The sequence below is a fragment of the Gardnerella pickettii genome, from assembly GCF_029226345.1.
Classification (GTDB): domain Bacteria; phylum Actinomycetota; class Actinomycetes; order Actinomycetales; family Bifidobacteriaceae; genus Bifidobacterium; species Bifidobacterium piotii.
In genome coordinates this window covers 830008-852715 of sequence record NZ_JAKNCU010000001.1, presented here as the reverse complement: position 1 = coordinate 852715, position 22708 = coordinate 830008, and the positions used below count along the sequence as shown (strand labels likewise).

The window sequence follows — 22708 nt, the reverse complement described above, 5'->3', positions numbered from 1 at the left end:
GGTCGGAGGGGGGTACAAATTTTGACTAATTATCTTTTGAATAATGTGATACAAATAAAAAAATATGAGAATTATTATAAATATAATTTTGATATCGATAAAATTAAGCAGGATATTTGCACAAACAAAATAGATATGAATTTAGTAGATTTATTCAGATTTCGAATTTTTTTAGATTCTTGTGTGATGTTGTTTAACAAAGAAAAATTAGAAAAAGATTATTTAAAAGATACTTTTGATTCTAAAAATTATATTGCTAGTATTAAGAATAAATATGGAGAAACGATTAAAGAAATTGAAGACAGATTTAAAATAACTGTTGATGACACGTTTTATTATGAATTTAATGAATCAGAATTAAAATATAAACCTAAGTCATTATGGGATAGTAGAAAAATTTTAAGAAATTCATTTGCACATATGCAGTACGGATGTTTTATGAGTTATGGAGAGAACGGCCCAATTCCATATTATTTTGCATTCAATAAAGATAAGGGGATTTTAAAAAGCAAGGGATTGGTTATAGAACCACTTTGTCATGAATTAATAGGAAAACTATACTTAAATCAAATGACAAAATCTATTGCCTACAAACATACCTATATTAAATTAAGTGAAGAAATTCCATATTTTATGGAAGTTAAATATAAAGGAAAGCGAAAATATACTCTTGATAATCAGCTACATCCTATGAATAATAAGGTCTTTTCGAGTGGAGAATTTCAAGCTTTAAAAGAATTTTTAGTTAATAATGAGGATTGCTTTGAAATTACTAAAACGGAAATTACAGAAAAAGAATTAACGAAGTATTGTGAAATGTTACATAAATATCTAGGTAAAGATATTACAAAGAATGAGCTAGGATATTTTGTCAAAAGCATCTATGATATAGAAACCGAATTTTCAAATTTTTTAACTCACCTAATTCAGTTGAATGATAGAATCATAGATTATAAAATTGCTATAGATTCAAAAAAAGCTAAGATGATCGATCGAATATTGAAAAGTATTGATGAATTAAAAGAAGACAGTGATTCATGGATAGAATTCCGATGGTTCTTTAAAATTATATATATTATTAATTTTTCATTGAGGTTGGAAGATACTGACCTAGAATCGATAAAATATTCTGTTTTAAACGTAGATGACTTTGAATATGATAGTTCACAAATGGCATTGTTTGTTAAAAAGAAAATATCAGATGGTACGATTAGAAGTAGGGATGAAAAGTTTGGAAACACTATATATATTCTACATAAGATAAGAAATGCAATAGCACATGGTAGAATAAAATTAGAAGTTATTGATAATAAAGTATATTATGTATTTGAAGATTGTTATTATAAAAGAACTGAATTAATAAAAATTGCTGTGGAAAACATGAATCAATTTATAAATAATGTGAATGCGTTAATAAAATAGCAACATGTTTAAGTTGTGTAAATGATGAGTTTAAATGTAGGAAAATAGTATCAGTAATTTGTGGCATCTAAACCACCTACACAACATATCAAATTCAATCCATAGTTATAACCCGACACACGTGGAGACTGTCGTATTGATGTCAAAGGCTGATTAGGTGGGTGCATTTTTAGGCTTTATGCTTTTTGTTTCTTCTTCGTAAAAACTCTTTAACAATGATTGGAATTATAGTTGGAATACATTCAGTGGTTAAGAAATACGTAATGTATAAGTAAATCCAGCTACTACCCAATTGTTGAGGAGACTCTTGTAATATCAATAAATCAATGGCTGGTGCGATAAGCGCTATGGCAATGGTTTTACAAACTCCTAAGTTTTCGAGTGTTTTTTGATTGACAACGATTGAGTAAAGGACAAGCGTTGTTAAACCAAATACGTGAGCTATACCGATAAATAAAACAGGTGAGTCATAAACAATTTCTGGATTAAACAATCTAAGTGAGTTAAGGATTAGTCCTAAAAGAGGCAATAATAATGAAAAAAGGAATAATCGTATAGCTTGATACACAGATTTCTTCATTACAACCTCCTTAAATTTATATAGCCAAGCAGATGACTACTGTCGTAGACGGACTATTTTCACTCATTTTACGTTAATTTATCTTACTTAGAAAGTTGGGATAATCATATCCGATTAAAATCTAGCGGTCATTGGCAGACAGGACTTAAAGAACTGGATAAATACGGCATTGAGTATCATATCGTGAAAACATATCCCAATGGGGTGAGGGTTGGATATGGCCGAATTATAAGGCACTGAAAAAGAAGAATGGTGTTAATCAAGCGTGGTTTTCGGCTAGCTGGTAAGCAAGGGCATGGTCTTTTTGTTACAACGTCTAGGTTTTCGCAGAAAGCTAAAGATTACGCTGACAATCATCATATTATTTTGGTTGATGGTGTGAAGCTTGCAAATCTTATGATTAAGCATAATTTTTGTGTTTCAACAAGAAAAACGTTTGAGATTAAAACGATTGATACTGATGCTTTGCTTGAATATCAAGATGAGTAGTGTTTTTGTGTAAGTTTTGTGACTTGATTTTGTTGATTTTGAGTTTGTTACTGAGTTTTTTGAGATTTTAGATATGAATTTGCTATTTTATCAGTTATAAATTATAAATTATAAATTATCGATTTTGCCATTAAATTTCACTTATAAGCGATGTGTGCGGTGAAAAATCTTGGTTTGTTTTTTGTTTTACTTTTGGCTTTGGTTGTGGATATTGGTTAATCGTACATTTTTTACGATTACAGGTTGAAGAGGTCTGCGTGGCTACCAGTATCGATAAGTGTGAGGGTGAGAATATCAGCATTCGTGAACTTAACGTTGTACATCAGTCTTGCAACAGCGCTTTCTTAAGGTCTTCCATAGAAGAATACGATGGTACGTTAGGGTCTCTGGAAATTCTTTTGGCTTCTTGCATGGCCGCCAGTGTTTCAGTATTGAACTTTGGGATTTCTACTTTAAAAGGAAGTCCTCCATGCAAAACGCATTGGCGTAAGAAGATGTTTACGGCACTTGACATATCGATGCCGAGTTCGCTAAACAGTTCATTTGCTTCTGTTTTGACATTACTATCGATACGAATTTGAGTAGGACTTGTTGCCATAATATTAGCTCCTTTTAAAATGATTATGATACAATCAGTATACGTTGTCAAGCATAAAGAGGGAATAGTAATATTTTGCACTCAATGATTAGTGTTAATGTTAAAAGAGTAAAAAATTGCAATGGGAAATTACAATTTGAAGTACATCATGCAATTTGTTGATTTTTATGATAAAAACGCTGATTGACTTTAATATTTCAGAGAAAAACGGATGTAGAGTTATGCTATATCAACAGATGAAGATGATTGTATTGGATCTTGTTAAGTCGTATTTCAGTTGTATACGAATAATGGGAAACTGCTCATTAGGAGAAAACGATGGATAGATTTTCAGAGAAAAGTCTTCTTTCACTTGGAGATTATTATGTGTATGGACTTATCGATCCACGTAGTAAACGAATCTTCTATATTGGAAAAGGCGCAGGAAACAGAGTATTTGAACACGAGAAAAAAATCCTGGTTAGTTCTGAAAGTGAGAACCTGAAACTTAAGACAATATCAGAAATTAAGGCTGCTGGACTTGAAGTTGAAAAGATTATCATTAATTCAAACCTTACTGAAGAAGAGGCGTTTGCGTCAGAGGCGTCTTTAATCAATGCATTTAATTACGTCAGTGACACAGGCCTCACTAATATTGTTGCTGGGCATCATTCTGCAGAGGCATTATCGGTTGATGAATACGAAAGAATAAATGGCGCGGTCGAACTTGAAGAAAAAGACATAAAGCACAGAATTCTTGTTATAAAAATAAATAGGCTTTATCGGAGATGCATGGATGAGAATGTATTGTATGATGCTGTTCGTGGTATCTGGAGAGTATCAAAAGAAAAAGTAAAAACCGTTGAATATGTTTTTGGTGTATACAATTCTTTGATTGTGGCGGTATATAAGCCGTCAAAGTGGTTTGTTTGCAAAGAGGCAAAGGACAGACTTCCAAGGCAGGATATCATTCTTGAGCCAAAAAAGGCGAATAGATTATTTTTTGTGGATGATAGATATGAACAAGGATTTACACTTGATGAAAATGAAGCTTTTTATCTAGGGAAATCTATAATCAGATTGAAATTGAATCAGTCGGCGCAGAATCCGATTACATACCTAAATCCGCAGAAGTGAGATAAATTATAGTTTATTGTAGGAAATGATTTATTAGAAAGTGCGTTTGTTTTGAAGTTGAACTTGAAATTTTTACGCCCATTATTAGAACATCACGGCTTCCAGACAACAAGTTGATATCGCATGGGTATGGTGTTAATAGAATGGATATCGCCCAAAATCAAGCTATTAAGCCAATCTTAAACCTTTTAACAATAGGTTTTTCAATAACCGCTAGCACAATAACGATAGTTATTAGGAATAGTTATTCCAGTAGTACGTCAATATTTCGTTTTGAATATAGAAGTCTGCGCACTTCCATAGTGTCGTCGATGACAACGTAAAAAACAGAAAAGTTGCGTACGCTAATCCTGTAGTAGTGGTGTTCTTGTGTTTTTTGATTAATTACTCCTTGCGCTATCAAAGACGTCGTCTTTAGAAAGACGCGTAGAAGTATTTGCGGCAAAAGCGTCTGCTTCGTCGAGTTTTCTTTCAACGTCGTCAGTGAGAGCAGAGTATTGTTTGATGCTCATGAGAACCATAGTTCCATAACCGTTTTTTGTAAGGAATACCGGTGTATTTGAATTTATAACTGTTTCTTCTACTTCTGGGAATTTATTTCTTAAATCGGAAACTGGACGAATATTAATCATAGTATCAACCTCCTTTTATCAAAAAAGTATCATAATATTATCAAGATTACAATTATATTAGTGGCTTGGCACTCAAAAAGTGTAGCTATACTACCCGTCCTCTCAATCCATTTAGAATCAATTTGTTTGTTGTCAAGAAAATAAAATAATAGACTATAAGACTTTTGAAAACAATGGCTTTATTTAGATGAATAATGTTTGGTCTATCTAATTTTATATATTTTCAATCTTCACAGTTTGCGTGGATATCTATCAGCATATTTGACAAAATCATATAGTTTAAGTAAATTTCACAAGTAATATTTCAAGGAAAGGTGGGAAAATTGTGAAGTTATTTCTTAAAATGTCTACATTGGTAACTGCCGAGGCACAATGTGTGTGCAGTCAATTTTGATTGGCTATAAACATTAAACATTTTGAAAGGAGAAATAATGGAAACAATAGTATCCGCTTTATTAGTTTTTGTTTCTACATCCATTGACTACTTAATTGTTTTGACTATTTTATTCGCTAGTCAAGGAAAGAAAGGTTTGAAATCAATTTATGTAGGGCAGTATTTAGGTACAGGACTGCTTGTACTGGCTAGTCTTATTGCCGCTTACTTTTTAAATTTTATTCCACAAGATTGGATTATCGGACTCCTTGGTCTAATTCCGCTAGGTCTTGGTATAAGAGCAATTTTTGTGGATGAAGATATTGATGAAGAAGATATCGAGGGGAAAATTACCGGAGATGGATCAAAAATCTTAGCATTTACAAGTTTAACAGTGGCAATGGGTGGAGATAATTTAGGAATTTATATCCCCTATTTTACAGGAAAGAGTTTGATTGAGATTGGTATAAGTTTAGTAATATTTGCCTTAGGGATTTTGATTCTATGCAAATTATCTCAAAATCTCGCCTCAATTTCTGCTATCGGAGAGACTGTGGAAAAGTACGAAAAAATAATTGTACCAGTCGTGTTTATTGGACTCGGTCTCTATATATTGATTGAAAATGGAACTATTAATTATTTAATAGGTCAAGTCCTAAAAGTGGTGTAAATTCATTTCCTTCCCTTTATCTGCTATTTTTATGTTCAAACTCAAACGAGAAAATAAGTGGTGCTTCCCACCGTCACGGCGCTTCACCGTGCTATAAGATGCAGGAGGCTGATTAGGTGGGTGCATTTTAGTCCTTTATGTAGCAGGGGTTTGCGAGGGTTATCGTTAAAAGGTTTAGTATGCGACGGCTTTAGGCTGAGTTCTTGTGGTTTTTGAGCGCAGTTTGGCTGTATGAGGGAAGATATCAACGCTCTAGGGTCGAGTGTAATAAGTTCAATGACTGTTGCTTGTGCACAATGTGATATACAAATGTATCAATCACTTTGATTTTCAATTCAGATTGGGAACTTGTTTGCATTTGAACCATAAGTCACAGTCATTAGATAAAAAATGAAGGAGTAAACTATGGAACATAATTGCGGATTTATTAACGATGAAAAAGCATTTAGATATAGAGCAGCAGCCATCATAGTCGAAGAAGGTTGTGTGCTATTTGCAGGAAATGATGAGGACGACTATTTCTACTCAGTTGGCGGAGCGGTTCACGTGGGCGAGACATCAGAAGAAGCCGTTAAGAGAGAAGTATTTGAAGAGACAGGTCTTAATTACGAAGTAGATCACCTTGCTGTCATACACGAGAACTTATTCATCGGTAGCTCCGGCTTAGATGGAGTAGACTTCCATGAGCTGACATTCTACTACTTGATGAAGTCCATGGGCAAAAGAGATTTTACGAGCCATAGTACTACAGAGTCAGGTGCTAAAGAGACAATGCATTGGTTACCTATAGATGAGCTTGATAAGTTCAAGGCTTACCCGACATTTATGAAAGAATATCTTAAATCGGAGCATAGTGGAATAGAGCATATAATTTCAGATGAAAGATATTAATGAATCCCGCTATTATGGCAAGAGATCGTTGCATAAACATTATTTCTTAGAAGATTATGACAAGAAGAATGTGTTTGATATTGAAGAATATATAAAGAGAAAAGGCAAGGTTAAGCTTAATAGAAATACGGTAATTACAAGATTGTAAGATTTACTGTTATAACTATATGGTCGAGGGTATATCTGAAATAATAGAGCTAGATAAATTTGAAGTTGCGGAGGTAATGAAATGATTAGAAAAATAAAAAAAGAAGATGCTCAATCTATACGAGAAATATGTGATATTTCTTTAGGATATACTGTTTCTACAGAGTTAGTAGAGAATCAAATCACAAAACTATCAGCTGATAAAAAGCATCATGTGATTTATGTTTATGAGGATGAGGATTTACGTAAAGTTGTTGGATTTATACATGCTGAAATGTATGAGAGTCTTTATTCAGATTGTGGATTAAATATTCTAGGATTAGCTGTCTTACCAGAGTTTCAAGGAAGAGGCATTGGAAAAAAATTGATGAATCATTTAGAAATGGATTCTCGACAAAAATTAATTAAGTTTATCAGGTTAAACTCAGCAGAAGCAAGAACAGAAGCACATAAATTCTATGAAAATATAGGATATGTATGTGATAAGACGCAAAAGAGATTTATTAAAATTTTCGAATAAGTCAATTCTAGTTTGTTGAACTGAAAAATTAAATACTAAATGTGTAAGACGATAGAAAAAAGAAAAAATCTATCGTCTTTTTTCTTGCTTAATTTCCCTATGTTTTGCGATCAATAAATAGGGAAAACTCACTAAGAAGCTAAGAAAGTATTTCAAATGCTTCTCACTAATATATACACGACAAAATGCTAGTTTCATTAAATATGTTACAGAAAGTAAAGGAGATAAGATGATAAGAATCGGTCAAACCCTCACTTTGGTGTAAATTCATTTCCTTCCCTTTATCTGATATTTTTATGTTCAAACTCAAACGAGAAAATAAGTGGTGCTTCCCACCATCACGGCGCTTGATTGTGCTATCTGATGCAGTAATGCGAACATAAAAATCGTGTATGACAGTCGAGGAATCCTATTCGTGCAAATGTGTTGCAATATGCGATACAGTATTTTATGATGTGTGTATGGAGGTTGATTGATATGACAGTTACTAAAACAGCGAATGTGAATGTGAGAATACAAGAAAATATTAAGCAGCAGGCGGAGCAGATTTTGGAAACTATTGGAGTTCCTAGGGCTACTGCTATTGACATGTTTTATCGTCAAATCATTCTTAATAAGGGTATTCCGTTTTCTCTTACTATTCCAAAGTCACTTCCAGCACAAGATGATATGGACGAGAAAACGTTTAACGCGTTGATGGCTAAAGGTTATAATCAGGCGGTTTGTGGCGATAGTTATCCGATAGATGGTGTTTTTGAAGAGCTTGAATGTTGATTAGCAGCCGTGGTGTAAACTTGTTTTTAGAAGAATACGCGTAAAAAATTATTACGTTTATTTTTGTGTTGATGAAAGTAGATTTCCCAATATGAACATATGCTATGGTATCTATAGCGTTCTCTTAATCCATGTTGAGAGTGACAGGAAAATAGCCGCAAAAGCTCGGTAACGCTGCGGTTTTCTGGCAATCGGGGGACTTCGGAATCGGGCAGACAAAACACTCTGCGGAAATTTATCCAAAGGAGAACCAACCAAAAGTGTGATGGTGAGTTGCCAAGATAGATGTCAATAAATGGAGTTGTCGGGTTAGATGTCGGGTAGTTGTGGTTGTGAGATAGATATCAAAATCAGTGAGACTTGATTTATTCGCAAAATTTACTATTCCTATTATAGAACGTTAAAAGGAGGAACTTTGAATATAGAGTATGTTGTAGTTGGCATATGTATTGTGGCAGTGGTAATGATTGCTGCTTTCCTAATTAATAGGCTAAAGAAAACAAATATTCCCAAAGACGAGAATAACTCTGATTTGAATAATAGTGCGATGATAGTAAAGAAAACAAGTAAATTATCTCAGCCAGATCAAAAGCTCGATGAACTTGTCATTCAGATGGAAATGCTTCCGGCAGAAGCAATATCTGATGATAGTGAGCTGGTGGAGATAACTGATAGTAAAATTCTGGGGCGTGTGAGCAATTTGTTTTCCGGATTGGTGCAGGCTGGTATAGCAGGTTCCAATGCAGTCCAAACTGCAAAAGCGGGAAGTGAGGTTTTGTATCGCGCTATAATCCCGGCTGGTGCTAAACTTACCAATTCTAAGGCTATGGAAGGAGCGGTTCGAGGACTCTATTTTGGTGCTAATGGAATCAAGGGTCATGCAAACCTTGTAGCGGTTAAAGCTAAAAATGTAGTAGCAAATAGTGTGGGTGTAGCCATGGGATTGGCATCAATTGTTGTTGGGCAGTATTACATGACGCAGATAAATGCAGAGCTTGGAGTAATCCGTGATGGAATTTCAAAAATATCTGATTTCCAAGATAATGAATTTCGAAGTCGGATTTTTTCACTTGTTGCTCATATTAAGAAAATTGCCGACTTTCAAGTAGAGATTCTTGAGAATGATGAATTGAGACTGTCAAAGATTGCGCAGCTCGATAATCTAGAAGAAGAATGTACTCAGTTACTTGGTCAGGTTAATTTAACTTTGGCGGGCTTTACAAAGAAAAATGACCTGGATTATGCATCTTATGAAAAGGAATTAAAAGAAGCGCAAAACTGGTATACATACCAAAAAGCATTGCTTGATGTGCTGTATAAGATTTCCGACTTGAGGTATACGCTTCATCTGGGGGCTGTCTCAAGAAAGCAGTGCCTAGCGCTTTTGCCGACATACACAAAGCAGGTGGAAGATACTCAAGCATTATTGACTGGCTGGCATCAGACATCCGTAAATCGTTTAAGCATTGATACAGATGAGATCAAGCGTAAAAGAGATGGAATCGATCGCGTCATCCATTTTATTCCTGGATTATTTGATGATGACCTTAATTTTAGGTCGATTAACAAAAAAACAGTAGATATGATAACGGCTCAAGCATCAGTCAAATCCATTAAACATCCGCAGGACACCTCTGACCTGTATGCCGAGGATGTGCAATTGATTTCTAAAGACGGTAAAATCTACTACTTACCAATGGGTAAGGCAGAATGAATGTGAAAAAAGAAGAATGATAAGGTGACAGGTACGTTGTAACAAAAAGTATGACAGTATTCGTCCTCTTGACATGAATGGTGCCACCGTCACTCAGAATGCCATTCACGCCGACTATGATAATTTGTTAATTGGTGAGAGAGGTACTTTAGCACCGTTAGTTTCAAATAGTTGAATTTCATCAGTGGACGTTAGCATTATTATTATTATCTTATTGTTCACTTGAGACCCTGGTGATTCTAAATGCACTAGCTTACTAGGAAGGCATCTAAATGAGTAAATGTTCAAACAGTCGTAAGCAAATGCAGCTAGTTTCTATTCTAACAAGCGTAATGGTTCCAGTTATTGTAGCTTTCGCTATTATGGAGTTATATACTATCTGTTTGGAGTAGCCATTGCAATGGAACTGATTCTTATCGCTTGGATAGTCGTGCTTATTAAGTCAAGCAAGTAAAACAATTCTCCGACTAGACAGCGAGACTAATTAAATGGATGACATCATACAAGTACATGTTTTGCAACTCCTAAGTGGAGTGGACGCGATGTATTTATTCTAAAGAGTGTCCACGGCTAGCTTGGGTGAGGTTAGAGACTTTTTTGCGATAGATTTCTAAATAGCGTTGAGTTCCATGAGCCTATTCTTCATAATGTATTTAGATTAAATTCCGAAATGGAAATAATTCTAAATAGGAAGAGACGTGCGTTTACGAGATGTTGTTCACAGATATAATATACGTTATAAAGGCATCAAGAAACGGTTAATTTCATAGCTAATCTTGGAAGTAAAAGATATTATAGTATTGATGTCACGTATGGATTAGGTGGGTGCATTTTTAGGCTTTATGCTTTTGGTTTCTTCTTCGTAAAAACTCTTTAACAATGATTGGAATTATAGTTGGGATACATTCAAGAGTAATAAAAAATGTAATGTACGTGCAAGTCCAGCTACTACCCAATTGCCGAGGAGACTCTTGTAATATCAATAAATCAATAGCAGGGGCGATAAGCGCGATAGCGATGGTTTTACAAACTCCTAAGTTTTCGAGTGTTTTTTGATTGACAACAATCGAGTAAAGAAGAATTTTTGTTAAACCAAGTGCATGAGCTATAACAATGAGTAAAAAGGGTGAGTCATAAACAATTTCCCAATCGAGTGATTTAAGAGAATTGATAATAAGTCCTAAAAGAGGCAATAATAATGAAAAAAGGAATAATCGTATAGCTTGATACATAGATTTCTTCATTACAACCTCCTTAAATTTATATAGTCAAGTGGATGACTACTGTCGTAGACGGACTATTTTCACTCATTTTACGTTAATTTATCTTACTTAGAAAGTTGGGATAATCATATCCGATTAAAATCTAGCGGTCATTGGCAGACAGGACTTAAAGAACTGGATAAATACGGCATTGAGTATCATATCGTGAAAACATATCCCAATGGGGTGAGGGTTGGATATGGCCGAATTATAAGGCACTGAAAAAGAAGAATGGTGTTAATCAAGCGTGGTTTTCGGCTAGCTGGTAAGCAAGGGCATGGTCTTTTTGTTACAACGTCTAGGTTTTCGCAGAAAGCTAAAGATTACGCTGACAATCATCATATTATTTTGGTTGATGGTGTGAAGCTTGCAAATCTTATGATTAAGCATAATTTTTGTGTTTCAACAAGAAAAACGTTTGAGATTAAAACGATTGATACTGATGCTTTGCTTGAATATCAAGATGAGTAGTGTTTTTGTGTAAGTTTTGTGACTTGATTTTGTTATGTTTTAAGTTTATTAGCTGGTTTCTTACGGTTTTTGAATGCAATTTGCTTTTAATATTACGTATAAGTGTAAATGCTGATGCTAATGCTGATGTTAATGCAGTGACATTGCAATGCCAATGCAATGTCATGTAATCGTTGTAAGAAACAAGGGGTGATTATATGGCGAAAACAGCTAACTTGTATACTCGTATTGATACAAAGTTAAAAGAGCAGGCAGAGCATATATTGAATTCTTTGGGTCTTCTTCCTTTGAGTGCTATTACCATGTTTTATAAGCAGGTTGTTTTACAGCAGGGGCTTCCTTTTGATGTGAAATTGGGTTATAGAGAGCCGCGTGATGTGAGTTCTATGACTCAAGGTGAGTTGAATGATGAGTTGGAAAAGGGTTATAAGTCGGTTTTATCTGGTGATGCGAAGCCTGCGAGTAAGGTTTTTGAATCTTTGCATAAGGCATAGGGTTCGTGTCGTGTGATAATTTTCTTATTTTTTATTTTGTTTTTGAAGAAAAGTATGAAGTTGTGGTTTCTCGTGTGCTTTATGGGAAAAGAGATATTGAGAAAGTTGTAAATGGCAATTAAACCTTTTGCGATATCTCGCTTCTATCGTTAAAGCGTGTACTCATTTTGCCACGCATCTGTTTATGTATGTAAATAAAATCCTGTAGATTATCGGATGATTTTTAGTTACAATTATTTTATAGGCTGCAGATTTACATTCTTTGTCCATAATTTACATCCCGTCAGTTTTATTAGACTCAAAGATGATTTGTACTACGAGATGAATGAATATTGTGCAGATGATAGTGAATAACAGAGTGAAGATTGAACATGATAATCGTAACTGCAATTAGGTAAAGATTAAGTTGTAGGTGGAGGTATAAATGAAGCATATCAAGCATTATGCTTTTTTGACTATGGTAGTTTGTCTTATATCACTTATTTCAGGTTGTAAGAATCAGAATAGTTTTAGCAATAATAATAGAGAGCTAAAAACAGAAAATCAAAAGTCTGCAAGAAATGAAGGAAATTCAGAAAATAATGAAAATGTTGACTGGAAAGAGGTAAGTAAAAATGGTGTTGATGAAACTTTGCTCGTAAAAAACATAGATGAAAAGGTTCTAACATATGTGGCTAAACAATTACAAAATCTATGCGATGAGATTGGTGAAAAGGGGCGCAAAGATAAATTCTATTGGCTGACAGGACAATGGTATAACGATGTAATGTATTCTAAACAATATATTAGTGTTTTGTTGTTGGGTAAAAAAGCAATGAAACCATTGTTCCTAATAATATATAAAAGCAAAGAGGCTGGAATGTATGAATGGGTTTGTAGTAAAGCTTTAGACGAAATATCTGGGTTCGATTTTTCTGAAGTAAACAATGGTGCAGGATGGAGCAATTCTAAAGAATTTTTAAAGGCATTTACCGATAAAATTATTGAACAAAAAAATTAACAACTCTCTGTTTGCAATTGTCTTGGATGTTTACACTCCTACAATATTTCCAATATTAACTTTCATTCTGCAATGAGCATTAAGGCTATTTTGCTGTCGTGTTGTTGTGTGTTCTAGTTGCCTATGTTTTGGGGAACAAAACGGTGTAAAAATTGTAAAAAAGTTCCCTACACTGTTTGATTTCTCATGGCAGGGGCTTGTTGGTTATTCCAGAAACTAGGGTTCCTGAGTTTAAGAAGTTGCTTGTTGAGTATTATGAGGGTGAAGATTTGCAGGTGATTGCTTCGTTTATGAGGGAATATTGTTGGAAGCATTAAATGCTCGCGATTATGTTGGTTCCTCTGGCTCTGCGAATCTTGCTGTTTATAAAAATTATAGTTTGCTAGTAAGTGAAGAGATTAGCGTCGATAGTATAGACAAATTAATAAAAAAAAATAGAATATTTATTAAGATTATTACAGTAATCAGAGAGAATGGGAGATCTTGTTTACTTAATAATCTGTTTTATAATCATTTGATACAAAGTCGTGTTAACGAAGAGGAAGGTAATGGTGTTATGAGAAGTAAAACTATTTTTTGTAAAACCATTTTTCAAAGTTGTCTTGTTATGCTTCTGCTGCTAGGTAGTCTATTTTCTCTTGCGGGATGTGCCGACGATGAGGAGAAGGCGGAGCTTGCGTCGTATCATTGGGAAACAGTAGAGGTGTCTCGGGAAGAGTTTCGTATACCAGAAAACTATATGAATAAAGGTGAGTTGTATCTCTTTGCGTCACGAGATATTCTTGATTCTCATTATGATTTGTCTAAAGTCACTCTTGGCGGTAAGCGTATCAAATTAGTTGACTCATCGTTTAATTTGCCTGGTCCAGGACTTAAAGCTTTATTTTTAGTTGGAAAATTTGATTTAAAAGACAAGCCAGGCTCTAATGTTCTTAAAGTACCAGGACTTAATAAAACAGGTAATGTTGCTGTAGGGTATAAGAAGAAATAGTAATATTTTGCACTCAATTTGAAGCGTTTCCCTGATGATGAATTAGTTAATGAAACTTGTAGATTAGAGGGTTTGGAATGAATATGTATGTTGGAGATATATGTTAAATAGGGTTGTATCTCGTTATGATTCGTTCGTTGCGAATCATCAACATACAAAAGGTGCTTTAGTATATTTTATAGTTCTTATGCCGCAGGTGTTATCAGTTTTTATTACTGGTTTGATACAGCTTGCTGGAATGTTGCTGCTTATTTATACGATGGGATCTTTACATTCTGCTTCGACGCTGCTTGAAGGGTTTGTTGCGTTTAAGTTGGCGTTATCCTTCTTCTTACAAGCATTGGGTTTTATTGCTAAAGATCGTTGTGAAATGCTTCTTATAGCTTTGTTTCGTCAGCTTACTTTCCATCGTTTTGTGCGTTTATCTGTTCAGAATAATGATGATGAAACATTGCAGTCTTCGGCATTAACATATCCAAATCAGATAAGTCAGATAGCTTATGGTGTTGATTTTGTGTTATCAATATTGCAGTTTATTATTCTTTTTGCTATCTGTGTTGTTCAATATCACGAGAATAGTATTGTAGCGGTTTTACTATTAGTTCTCTTATGTGTTGGTAATTTGTTCCTTATACGTTGGATTGGCGTATTGTGGAAGAGATATGTGGATTTAGAAGGTAAACGTCGTAATCTTCTCAGTAAGATTATTGATAAACTTCCTCACGCTTCAAGAGTGTATCGTTATAATGTTGGTATTACTGCGATTGAAGATGCACGTAAAGCGGAAGAAAGAGTGCTTTATAAGCGCATATTTCCTCAATTGTTGAGTAATATTGTTGAGCAAGGTGGGTTGACATTACTGCTTGCTGGTGTTGTTCTTGTTCATGTAACTATTTTTCCAAATGCGTTGTTTAATGTTGGAATTCTTTTTGCGATTAAATATTTGTATGGTGCCATGCAGAATAATATTGTGAATTATCGCGTGATTCGGCTTGCTCTTCCAATGGACAAGGATTTAGTGCAATTAGAGCAAAATGCTATGAATAATACTCGTGCGGATGCTACTAATATTTCTGATTCTGTTGTGTTTGATAATAAGTTCGCTCTTTTGTCTAAAGAAGCTGGCTCGGCGTTGAATGCGTATGATTCTATTGTTAGCAGTAGTAAAATATTGGCGCCTTGTAATCCTATTATGTCGCAGGGGCTTATTGAAGCTTGGTTTGATATTGCGAGCGATGATACTCGTCGGCAGTATGAAAACTTCTTGCGTTTATTTAATGTGTCGCGTGAGGTTGCGGATAGGTTTTTGCATAATCCTGAAACGTTATCTGTTGGTGAGCGTCAACGCGTGGTGCTGGCTATGGCGTTTGCTCAAGACGTGGAATATTTGGTGCTTGATGACGTTTTTTCTGTGTTAAATCCAGAGCTTCGAGAAACAGTTTCACAAGCCATGCTAAGTTCTCAAGTTCGGCATATTGTTTTATTCGCGCGTAATCCGGAGTATATTCCTTGCGTGTTTTATGGTAATAAGTCTAAGCAAGTCACGCATAGTGTGGTTGAAGAAAATCATTTGCAGAATACTTGTAGTGATAAAACTATGCAAGCGGATTGTGTGGAATCGAAAATTCCTACAGGTGCAGAATCGCGTGGTAAGTTCATTAGAACTGTGCGCGAATTGTTCTCCGCTAGTATTGTTTGTTTGCCGATAGCAACGGTACTTATAGTTCTTGCTGAGTTAATGTTTGTAGAGAATATTGCTACGAATACCAGCTTAAATATGCTTAAGTCTTCTGCATTGTTTGCAAGTTTGCTTATTGTAATTGGTATTATTGCTCTTAGTTTTCCTGTATATGCTGTGCCAATTGTGCGGCTTACAAAGCTGCATAATCGTTTGATTATGCGTTTGCATAAGTATTCAAATATTGATAATAAAGGTGATGTTTTAGGTAGGCTTGGAGATGATTTTTCTGACTTACAGATGAGTATTCCGAGTGCTATTGCACACGTTATTTTTATTATTGTTCAAACAGTAATAGTTCTTGCTATTACAATTGCTGCAGTACCGCAGTACGTATACATAATGATTATTATGGTGCCGTTATCTTGTCTCATATGGTATGCAGGTTCGCGATTACTTAATACGGCTGCGGATAAACAAGCACAATATCGCGATAAGTTTTTAGGAGCATTATCGTCGTTATTATCAACGCGAAGCTTACCGCAAGGTGCTATTTTGATAGTTCGCGCAAGTATCATTATGCTTCGTCAGAAAATAAGTATTGGCAGCGTATGCGTCGTTTTATCAATATTTACACAGTGAGAAATTGCATGATGCAAAGTCTCTCTTTAATATTGGAATTTTCAATACTTTATATGCTTACAGCATCATCAATGAATTTTGCTTCTGCTAGTGCTGTGTTGTATTTTGTGGTAATGCTGTCGTCAAGCTTGGAAAATGTGATTGAAACTTTGCAAGATTCAGGAGTTTTGACCCAGACTGCTCAACGAGTTTTCAGCTTGGGAAATTATGAGCGTAAGCAGCAAGCGTATAATAGGAATGAATTAGCATACCAGAATCTTAGTAATACCATTGCTGATAGTGGTATTTCTTCGGTTGCTATTATTGGCGCTAGTGGTGCTGGTAAATCAGTATTGTTACGAGATTGGTTTGATCATAACAATACTCAGAATTGTATGCTGATTGAAGATTATTTATTTGATGATGACGGTGCTATTGTTGCTCCAGATTTTACGTCGCTCACAAAGTGTATTGGTTCTCAACAACGAACTGTTATTATGTTGGATGAGACTTTCAAAAGTGTAACTGATGCTGATGGTTGTAGTGAACGTGAAATAATCATGCAAGCTATCAGATGTGCTAAAACGAGGAATAACAAGCTTGTAGTTGTGTTGCACGCACAAACTAATTGTGATGTATTCGATAAGGTAATTAATTTTGATGAATATTAAGAACCCAAAAGTACTGTGAGTTGCGTTCGTGAGGACGATTGGAAAGCGCGGTGTGTGAAATACATGTCATCTAGTCACAAAAGCCAACAAAATATTTAGTGTGTGCAGCAATTCTTTTGCTGCGTGTCTTTTTCATGTTTTATGCTCAGCATTACTCAATACGTATAATTATTTGATTAAATTCACCAAAACATATATAATTTTCCACGTAAAGCACATTTAAGTTTATGAGGTGTTGCGCTATGACTGCCCAAATGATCGCTAGTCTTAAGAACGGTTTGAAAGGCATATAAAAGCACATAAAACAGCTTAAGATATATATTCTTTAGCAGTATTAAACACGCATTGCGCATGATGTTTTGTCATTATGTTTGCACATGCGCGTTGGTTTTTCTATAGTTTTTGCACGTTTTTTGCATGTTTTTGCGCGTTCTTATCGTTCTTGTAAGCAAGCGTTATCTTTTTATCTAACTGATTTTCATTGTTGAAATTTATTCAATAACAGTAAGAATTAAGGTTTAATAACAGTAAAAATTAAGCTTTAATAACAAGTAAGAACGAAGCAATAATAATGAATAATAATATAGAAAACGCAACTGATAGTCGCGATAACAATAATAAGCAGTCATCTAGCAACTTAATATTGCGTATTGATAATATAACAAGATCTTATTCTCGTGGATTAGGTCGTAAGAAGACAACTCGCCAAGTTTTACATAACGTATCTTTTGATATCCATTCTGGTGAAATATTTTGCTTGCTTGGCCCTAATGGTGCAGGTAAAACAACTACCGTAAAAATTGTTGGCACGTTGTTAGCTCCTGATGGTGGTAGTGTTCGTATTGCTAGTATTGATGCTGTGAGTAATCCTCGAGAAGCACGTAAGCACGTGTCGTTACTTCTTGGAGGTGAACGAGGATTTTATCAAAGGCTAAGTGCATTAGATAATCTTCGTTATTTTGCGGATCTTTCCGCTGTTCCATATAGGGAGCAAGGAAAGCGTATTCACGATGCTCTTGAGCAAGTTGATTTACTTGATAAAGCTCATGATGCTGTTCAAACTTTTTCAAGGGGAATGTGGCAGCGGTTGCATATTGCTCGATCGCTGGTTGCTAGAACGGATCTTATGCTTTTAGATGAGCCTACTACTGGTTTGGATCCTGAAAATGCTAGGAAAGTACGTGAAATTATTCATGCTTTACGAGATCAAGGAATAGCGATTTTACTAACTACGCATGAGATGAGTGAGGCTGAAAAATTAGCTGATACTGTTGCTGTAATAAATCACGGTAATATTATTGCTCAGGGAAGTGTTCAGCAGTTGGCTTCTTTGCAGCATATTGATCATGTAACAATGTACGCGTATGAATGTGAAGCATCAAGTGGAACTCCTAGTGTTAAGGAAGAATTGCAAAAACTTGATGGAGTGTTGTGGTGTGATGTTTTTGAATCGCATGGAGTGTTAAATATTACTATCGCGTGGAGTAAAACAGTATCTCAAGAACGAAATATTAAAATTCCTGTTGATGGTATTACGCGTTTAGGTGATCGCGCTGCAAGTTTGGAAGAAACGTATCTTGCTATTGTGCAAAATGATAATATTTCTGCATCAAATACTTCTACTTCTACTTCTGCTGCTGCGCCGTCTTCTTCGCCGTCCTTACTCCCATTAAGTAAGTAGGAGGTTTAATATGAATACTTCTACTCATTTATACGCTTCTGTGATTCGTGGCATGTGGTTTCAGCTTAAAAGTTTAGCGAAAACAACGTTTTTCTTGCAAAATGCGATACTTGCTCCAGTATGTTTTGCGTTGATGAAAATTGTTGCATACTATGGTTTTTCTCATGATTGCGCTAATTGTCTTAATAATATTTGGGTTGATTCTTCTATAGCTGGATTATGGTCTGCTACAACTACTGCTGTTGGAATTATTGGATACCAGCGTTATTTAGGGACATTGCAATATTTAACTTTAAGTGTTATCTCACCTTCTGCAGTGTTTCTTCCTATTGTAGGATCCGCAGCTTTACTTGGTTGTATTGGTATGCCGCTTGCGATTATTACCGTTGCTGTTTTCTGCCATGGGTTCTTTATGATAACATTCACGCAGTTAGTTGGATACTTACTTTCTATGCTCGCTTGCGTAGCTTCTGCTGCATTATTATCTGGAATTTTTGTATTATGCCGTAAAGCTACAGTTTATGAAGGTTTGATTTTAATTCCTGTATGGATGCTTTGTGGAATAGTGATCCCTGTAGAATCAATGCCATTGCCAGCTCGCGTTATTGCGTTTATTCATCCGCTTACGTCTGCAGTGTGGGTGGCTCATGCACAATCGTTTAATGCTGCTACTGTGTTAGCAATTGTGTTATGCGTTGTATTATCCAGCGTTCTGCTTGTTATTGCAGGTTTTATGTTACGTCATGCTATTCGACTTGCAACGCTTAATGGAAGTTTGAACATAATATGATACGAAATAATAATCAGGTTGAAACTATGCGAAATAAAATGCGAAATAAAATTATTCAAAATAATAAGTACGCTAGATTACATCAATATAATCAATATTCACAGTATGGTCACGTGAGCGTGTTATCTAGTATACGAACTGGCGCAAGAGTGAGTATACAGAGTATACCTAGCTTAAATAGTTGGAATACTGCTGTTATCCGTATGATTGTTGAGCCTCTTTTATCCACGTTCTTATACGTTTTTCTAGCTGGAGCTGTAATCGGAGGCTTCAATGGAGCAGCTAGTTATGCGACTAGCGCGGGTTTTAATCATAGTTTGATTGCATCAACTCTTGCTGCTGTTATGGGTGCGTGTTCTATTTCCACAAGTATGACTGTGTCAGAAGCACTAGCATGGGACCGTTTTGAAGGCACAACACCATTCGTGCTTACAAGCGCAAAAGTTGCATTACCATTATGGTTCGGTCGTATTATTGCGCTCGTGACTATTTCTTTAGTGAGTGATGCTGTGACTTTGTTTATAACAATGCTTGTAGTAAGCCCGAGTGTTTTCTTTGTGATTAATATGAGCGCGTTGATGCTGTTGTTCCTTCTTGTTCCTGTTGCTTCTACGGGATTTGGTATTGCTATAGCTGCTATAAGCATGATGATGAATGATGTTTATATTATTTCTAACGCGCTTAGTGCAATACTTCCTATTGTTTGTGGTGTGATTGCTCCAATTAGCGTATTTCCTAAGATGATGCAATACGTGTTATATGTGATTCCAGTAACTCATGTTACGCAAGTATCGCGTAGTATAGTTGATGGTTCTGTAAATGTTGGCGTATCGCTACTTGTGATTCTTATTGTTGGTGCGTTGTGGGCAATTGTTGGTGTGATCATATGGAATGTTGGTGTGGCGATTCAACGACGTAAAGGTACTTTAACAAATATCGGATTTTAGCTGATAAATATGGGATTTAGTTAATTATATAAATATTAAATTCGCGTATGGGGAGTGGGTGTAAGACTAGTGGCATGTTGATTATTGCGTAAGATTGTTCAGCAAGCTATTAAGCCAATCTTAAACCTTTTTGCGATATTTTTTTCCTATCGTTAAAAAGTGCACCCACTTTTTGTTTGTATATTTGGCTATATCATACATTACTTTTCTAGTAGAAGCTGTGCTTTATGGAAAAGAAAAATTTTATGGATTTGAAAAGCTCGCACTAATTGAAAGAAAAAATTAAATTTTTTCTTTAATAAAAGCTTGTATGTGTGGTTTTTTTTTAAATAGTAATACTATTAAAGCTAAACAGACTATTATGGATTCTAATTTTAATAGAATTGCATTCTTATTAGAATCACATATTAGAAATAAGGAGAACTTATGAAATTAATTAGACCAGATAGTAAATATATTCAAGGTTATATAGAAGCAAATGAAGAAGATGAAATTTTTAGGCCGAATGCAGAAAGACGTTTTATACACCCTGAGACGATTATAGAGAGTTCTTATAATATTGAACATGGTATAAATTTGCCTGAAAATTATGTTAAAGCTACTACGTTTTGGCTGATAGATAATGAAAAATTTATTGGTGAAATTAATATTAGGCATGAATTAAACTCTTTTTTAATTAACTATGGCGGCCACATAGGGTACGAGATTAGACAATCTGAATGTATGAAGGGCTATGGAACAAAAATGCTTTCTATGGCACTTACATATTGTAAAGAGACTTTGAATCTACATAAGGTTTTAATTACGTGTGATGATGACAATATCGGATCGATACGAGTCATAGAAAATAATGGTGGAATTTTAGAAAACAAAGTGAAAAATAGCTTATCAAGAGGAAACGTTACAACAAGAAGATATTGGATTAATATATAGGAAAAAGATTAATTTAATCTATACTGACCGCTCAAGCGGTGTTTAGGGTAATTTTTAGATATTTTGTGCGATTAAAGCTATACAATCAAAGCACGATATTCCGTAATTGGATTTTCTGAGGAAAGATGATGAGTGAGACGAATGTAAGGCCAGTGCTTTTCAAGGATGCTTTTTGGGGTTATGTGATTACAGAAACTGTTGCTGGTATTTGCACGCTTATTATTGCGTTGCTTGTACAGCAGTTCGTAGGGCACCGCGTACTAGGTTGGGAAACTGTGGCAATACTTGCACTGAGTGTTGTGTTGTTTTCGCTTCTAAGTGCAGCGTATCTGCAGTGGGATAGGCATCGCAGACCAGATGACAGGTCTGGCGATTTACTCAGAGGAATCATCGATTTTGTGCTCAGGCTGCTGGTGACTTCTGGTATTGCTTTATTGCTTGTTTCCGATATCACATTGCTAAGCATTATTATTGGCGCAGCGATTACTAGTGTGTTGCTGTTTGTTTTCGAAAAGCCTTGGCAGCCAGGTATGACGGATGCGCAATTACAGGAAGCTTCAAAGAAATCGGTTGAGCTTGGTGTTCAAATGCTTGAAGAAGAGCGCGTAAAGCGCGCCGAGGCGAGAAACATGATTGCATTACAGCATGCGAGCGAAGGTAAAACAGACACTCCTAGAGGTACGTCTCTAACATTCTCCTCGTTAATTGTTGCGAATATGCTGATTGAAGCAGTATGCGATGTTGCAACATTTTTGCTTGCATTGATACTGCAATGGTGGATGCTGGGTAGTAGCGTTGGCTGGCGAACGCTACTCGTCATATTCTTGGGCAATATGCTATTTTCTTGCGCGGCGGCTGCGGTTATGGTTCTGATGGGCGCATTGAAGACCGATCAACAGAAATGCCTAACAAAAAGTTGGCCTTTCTTAGTCATTGCTGTGCTGCTTCGACTGCTTATCTTCGGTGTTCTCGCTTGGCTGCTTACACCTAGCTTGGCATGGGTGAGTGTAGTCGTTGGTATTGTGCTTACCAATATTGTTCTCGTTATCAAGTGGCACCCACGGAGAAGAACCGCAGTAGCCGCATAAGATTTTATAAGACTGTTTTCTTCTTCTTTGAGCAAAAGGTTCTACATACGTCGAAAGCGTTGTGTTGATGAGAGTAGAAAAGAAGTTCAAATACTCGCGATTATTTACGCTAGAAGAGAACAGACTAAGCGACTGGAATAATTAGAACAATTGTA

At 35.5% G+C, this 22708-nt stretch carries 23 protein-coding genes; 19 read left to right on the top strand and 4 right to left on the bottom strand.

Annotated features, from left to right (window positions below):
• The first annotated feature begins 21 nt into the window (after positions 1–21).
• The gene (locus tag MAF46_RS03335) at positions 22–1422 is read left to right on the top strand and encodes a hypothetical protein (RefSeq protein ID WP_060785633.1); all 1401 of its coding nucleotides are present in this window, start codon (positions 22–24) and stop codon (positions 1420–1422) included.
• A gap of 169 nt (positions 1423–1591) precedes the next feature.
• Here MAF46_RS03335 and MAF46_RS03330 read toward each other — a convergent pair whose 3' ends face one another.
• A complete protein-coding gene (locus tag MAF46_RS03330) occupies positions 1592–2002 on the bottom strand; it encodes a hypothetical protein (protein WP_275883743.1) in 411 nt (136 codons plus the stop codon).
• A gap of 249 nt (positions 2003–2251) precedes the next feature.
• Between MAF46_RS03330 and MAF46_RS03325 the strand changes: the two genes are divergently transcribed.
• Positions 2252–2491 carry a restriction endonuclease gene (locus MAF46_RS03325; RefSeq protein ID WP_004132045.1) on the top strand — a complete coding sequence of 80 codons (240 nt, stop codon included), beginning with the start codon at positions 2252–2254 and terminating at the stop codon, positions 2489–2491.
• 322 nt (positions 2492–2813) lie between these two features.
• Here the strand turns inward: MAF46_RS03325 and MAF46_RS03320 are convergent, their stop codons facing one another.
• Positions 2814–3089: a type II toxin-antitoxin system RelB/DinJ family antitoxin gene (locus MAF46_RS03320; RefSeq protein ID WP_004110960.1), complete on the bottom strand. Its 276-nt coding sequence runs from the start codon at positions 3087–3089 to the stop codon at positions 2814–2816.
• 318 nt (positions 3090–3407) lie between these two features.
• On the opposite strand from MAF46_RS03320, the gene MAF46_RS03315 reads away from it, so the two are divergent.
• Positions 3408–4205: an LEM-3-like GIY-YIG domain-containing protein gene (locus MAF46_RS03315; protein WP_196485393.1), complete on the top strand. Its 798-nt coding sequence runs from the start codon at positions 3408–3410 to the stop codon at positions 4203–4205.
• Between the two features lie 380 nt (positions 4206–4585).
• On the opposite strand, the gene MAF46_RS03310 is transcribed toward MAF46_RS03315, so the two are convergent.
• Complete coding sequence (locus MAF46_RS03310) at positions 4586–4837, bottom strand: type II toxin-antitoxin system Phd/YefM family antitoxin (RefSeq protein ID WP_060785498.1); 252 nt, start codon at positions 4835–4837, stop codon at positions 4586–4588.
• A gap of 431 nt (positions 4838–5268) precedes the next feature.
• On the opposite strand from MAF46_RS03310, the gene MAF46_RS03305 reads away from it, so the two are divergent.
• From MAF46_RS03305 to MAF46_RS03285, 5 genes are all read left to right on the top strand, one after another.
• Positions 5269–5880: a CadD family cadmium resistance transporter gene (locus MAF46_RS03305; RefSeq protein ID WP_060785499.1), complete on the top strand. Its 612-nt coding sequence runs from the start codon at positions 5269–5271 to the stop codon at positions 5878–5880.
• A 405-nt stretch (positions 5881–6285) separates the two neighbouring features.
• Complete coding sequence (locus MAF46_RS03300; protein ID WP_275883742.1) at positions 6286–6771, top strand: NUDIX hydrolase; 486 nt, start codon at positions 6286–6288, stop codon at positions 6769–6771.
• Positions 6772–7000: 229 nt separating this feature from the next.
• Positions 7001–7438: a GNAT family N-acetyltransferase gene (locus MAF46_RS03295; RefSeq protein WP_004132038.1), complete on the top strand. Its 438-nt coding sequence runs from the start codon at positions 7001–7003 to the stop codon at positions 7436–7438.
• A 477-nt stretch (positions 7439–7915) separates the two neighbouring features.
• Positions 7916–8212: a type II toxin-antitoxin system RelB/DinJ family antitoxin gene (locus MAF46_RS03290; RefSeq protein ID WP_032812850.1), complete on the top strand. Its 297-nt coding sequence runs from the start codon at positions 7916–7918 to the stop codon at positions 8210–8212.
• A gap of 415 nt (positions 8213–8627) precedes the next feature.
• Complete coding sequence (locus MAF46_RS03285; protein ID WP_050566870.1) at positions 8628–9926, top strand: hypothetical protein; 1299 nt, start codon at positions 8628–8630, stop codon at positions 9924–9926.
• A gap of 833 nt (positions 9927–10759) precedes the next feature.
• Here the strand turns inward: MAF46_RS03285 and MAF46_RS03280 are convergent.
• Positions 10760–11170: a hypothetical protein gene (locus tag MAF46_RS03280; RefSeq protein WP_004132044.1), complete on the bottom strand. Its 411-nt coding sequence runs from the start codon at positions 11168–11170 to the stop codon at positions 10760–10762.
• 249 nt (positions 11171–11419) lie between these two features.
• Between MAF46_RS03280 and MAF46_RS03275 the strand changes: the two genes are divergently transcribed.
• The 11 genes from MAF46_RS03275 to MAF46_RS03225 all read left to right on the top strand — a co-directional run bounded on the left by MAF46_RS03275 (position 11420) and on the right by MAF46_RS03225 (position 22553).
• Positions 11420–11659, top strand: a complete 240-nt coding sequence (locus tag MAF46_RS03275) for a restriction endonuclease (protein ID WP_004132045.1) — start codon at positions 11420–11422, stop codon at positions 11657–11659.
• A 197-nt stretch (positions 11660–11856) separates the two neighbouring features.
• Entirely contained in the window at positions 11857–12153 is a 297-nt protein-coding gene (locus tag MAF46_RS03270) for a type II toxin-antitoxin system RelB/DinJ family antitoxin (RefSeq protein WP_004132047.1), read from the top strand.
• Positions 12154–12577: 424 nt separating this feature from the next.
• Complete coding sequence (locus MAF46_RS03265) at positions 12578–13153, top strand: hypothetical protein (RefSeq protein ID WP_060785480.1); 576 nt, start codon at positions 12578–12580, stop codon at positions 13151–13153.
• A 556-nt stretch (positions 13154–13709) separates the two neighbouring features.
• Positions 13710–14144, top strand: coding sequence for a hypothetical protein (locus MAF46_RS03260; RefSeq protein ID WP_196485392.1), 435 nt, complete (start codon positions 13710–13712; stop codon positions 14142–14144).
• A 100-nt stretch (positions 14145–14244) separates the two neighbouring features.
• Positions 14245–16464: an ATP-binding cassette domain-containing protein gene (locus tag MAF46_RS03255; protein ID WP_230953870.1), complete on the top strand. Its 2220-nt coding sequence runs from the start codon at positions 14245–14247 to the stop codon at positions 16462–16464.
• Positions 16465–16472: 8 nt separating this feature from the next.
• Complete coding sequence (locus tag MAF46_RS03250) at positions 16473–17114, top strand: P-loop NTPase family protein (RefSeq protein ID WP_230953869.1); 642 nt, start codon at positions 16473–16475, stop codon at positions 17112–17114.
• Between the two features lie 571 nt (positions 17115–17685).
• A complete protein-coding gene (locus MAF46_RS03245; RefSeq protein WP_060785479.1) occupies positions 17686–18795 on the top strand; it encodes an ABC transporter ATP-binding protein in 1110 nt (369 codons plus the stop codon).
• A gap of 10 nt (positions 18796–18805) precedes the next feature.
• A complete protein-coding gene (locus MAF46_RS03240) occupies positions 18806–19585 on the top strand; it encodes a hypothetical protein (RefSeq protein WP_060785478.1) in 780 nt (259 codons plus the stop codon).
• Positions 19582–20532 carry an ABC transporter permease gene (locus MAF46_RS03235; RefSeq protein ID WP_060785477.1) on the top strand — a complete coding sequence of 317 codons (951 nt, stop codon included), beginning with the start codon at positions 19582–19584 and terminating at the stop codon, positions 20530–20532. The genes MAF46_RS03240 and MAF46_RS03235 overlap by 4 nt, the downstream gene beginning before the upstream one ends.
• 426 nt (positions 20533–20958) lie before the next feature.
• The gene (locus tag MAF46_RS03230) at positions 20959–21465 is read left to right on the top strand and encodes a GNAT family N-acetyltransferase (protein WP_060785476.1); all 507 of its coding nucleotides are present in this window, start codon (positions 20959–20961) and stop codon (positions 21463–21465) included.
• Between the two features lie 128 nt (positions 21466–21593).
• A complete protein-coding gene (locus MAF46_RS03225; protein WP_060785475.1) occupies positions 21594–22553 on the top strand; it encodes a hypothetical protein in 960 nt (319 codons plus the stop codon).
• Positions 22554–22708 lie beyond the last annotated feature (155 nt).

Coding starts and splice junctions, on each gene's coding strand:
- MAF46_RS03310 (WP_060785498.1), bottom strand. CDS start 4,837: ATGATTAATATTCGTCCAGTTTCCGATTTAAGAAATAAATTCCCAGAA.
- MAF46_RS03235 (WP_060785477.1), top strand. CDS start 19,582: ATGATACGAAATAATAATCAGGTTGAAACTATGCGAAATAAAATGCGA.
- MAF46_RS03280 (WP_004132044.1), bottom strand. CDS start 11,170: ATGAAGAAATCTATGTATCAAGCTATACGATTATTCCTTTTTTCATTA.
- MAF46_RS03275 (WP_004132045.1), top strand. CDS start 11,420: ATGGTGTTAATCAAGCGTGGTTTTCGGCTAGCTGGTAAGCAAGGGCAT.
- MAF46_RS03240 (WP_060785478.1), top strand. CDS start 18,806: ATGAATACTTCTACTCATTTATACGCTTCTGTGATTCGTGGCATGTGG.
- MAF46_RS03300 (WP_275883742.1), top strand. CDS start 6,286: ATGGAACATAATTGCGGATTTATTAACGATGAAAAAGCATTTAGATAT.
- MAF46_RS03245 (WP_060785479.1), top strand. CDS start 17,686: ATGAATAATAATATAGAAAACGCAACTGATAGTCGCGATAACAATAAT.
- MAF46_RS03260 (WP_196485392.1), top strand. CDS start 13,710: ATGAGAAGTAAAACTATTTTTTGTAAAACCATTTTTCAAAGTTGTCTT.
- MAF46_RS03270 (WP_004132047.1), top strand. CDS start 11,857: ATGGCGAAAACAGCTAACTTGTATACTCGTATTGATACAAAGTTAAAA.
- MAF46_RS03320 (WP_004110960.1), bottom strand. CDS start 3,089: ATGGCAACAAGTCCTACTCAAATTCGTATCGATAGTAATGTCAAAACA.
- MAF46_RS03290 (WP_032812850.1), top strand. CDS start 7,916: ATGACAGTTACTAAAACAGCGAATGTGAATGTGAGAATACAAGAAAAT.
- MAF46_RS03295 (WP_004132038.1), top strand. CDS start 7,001: ATGATTAGAAAAATAAAAAAAGAAGATGCTCAATCTATACGAGAAATA.
- MAF46_RS03315 (WP_196485393.1), top strand. CDS start 3,408: ATGGATAGATTTTCAGAGAAAAGTCTTCTTTCACTTGGAGATTATTAT.
- MAF46_RS03330 (WP_275883743.1), bottom strand. CDS start 2,002: ATGAAGAAATCTGTGTATCAAGCTATACGATTATTCCTTTTTTCATTA.
- MAF46_RS03250 (WP_230953869.1), top strand. CDS start 16,473: ATGATGCAAAGTCTCTCTTTAATATTGGAATTTTCAATACTTTATATG.
- MAF46_RS03230 (WP_060785476.1), top strand. CDS start 20,959: ATGAAATTAATTAGACCAGATAGTAAATATATTCAAGGTTATATAGAA.
- MAF46_RS03305 (WP_060785499.1), top strand. CDS start 5,269: ATGGAAACAATAGTATCCGCTTTATTAGTTTTTGTTTCTACATCCATT.
- MAF46_RS03325 (WP_004132045.1), top strand. CDS start 2,252: ATGGTGTTAATCAAGCGTGGTTTTCGGCTAGCTGGTAAGCAAGGGCAT.
- MAF46_RS03255 (WP_230953870.1), top strand. CDS start 14,245: ATGTTAAATAGGGTTGTATCTCGTTATGATTCGTTCGTTGCGAATCAT.
- MAF46_RS03265 (WP_060785480.1), top strand. CDS start 12,578: ATGAAGCATATCAAGCATTATGCTTTTTTGACTATGGTAGTTTGTCTT.
- MAF46_RS03225 (WP_060785475.1), top strand. CDS start 21,594: ATGAGTGAGACGAATGTAAGGCCAGTGCTTTTCAAGGATGCTTTTTGG.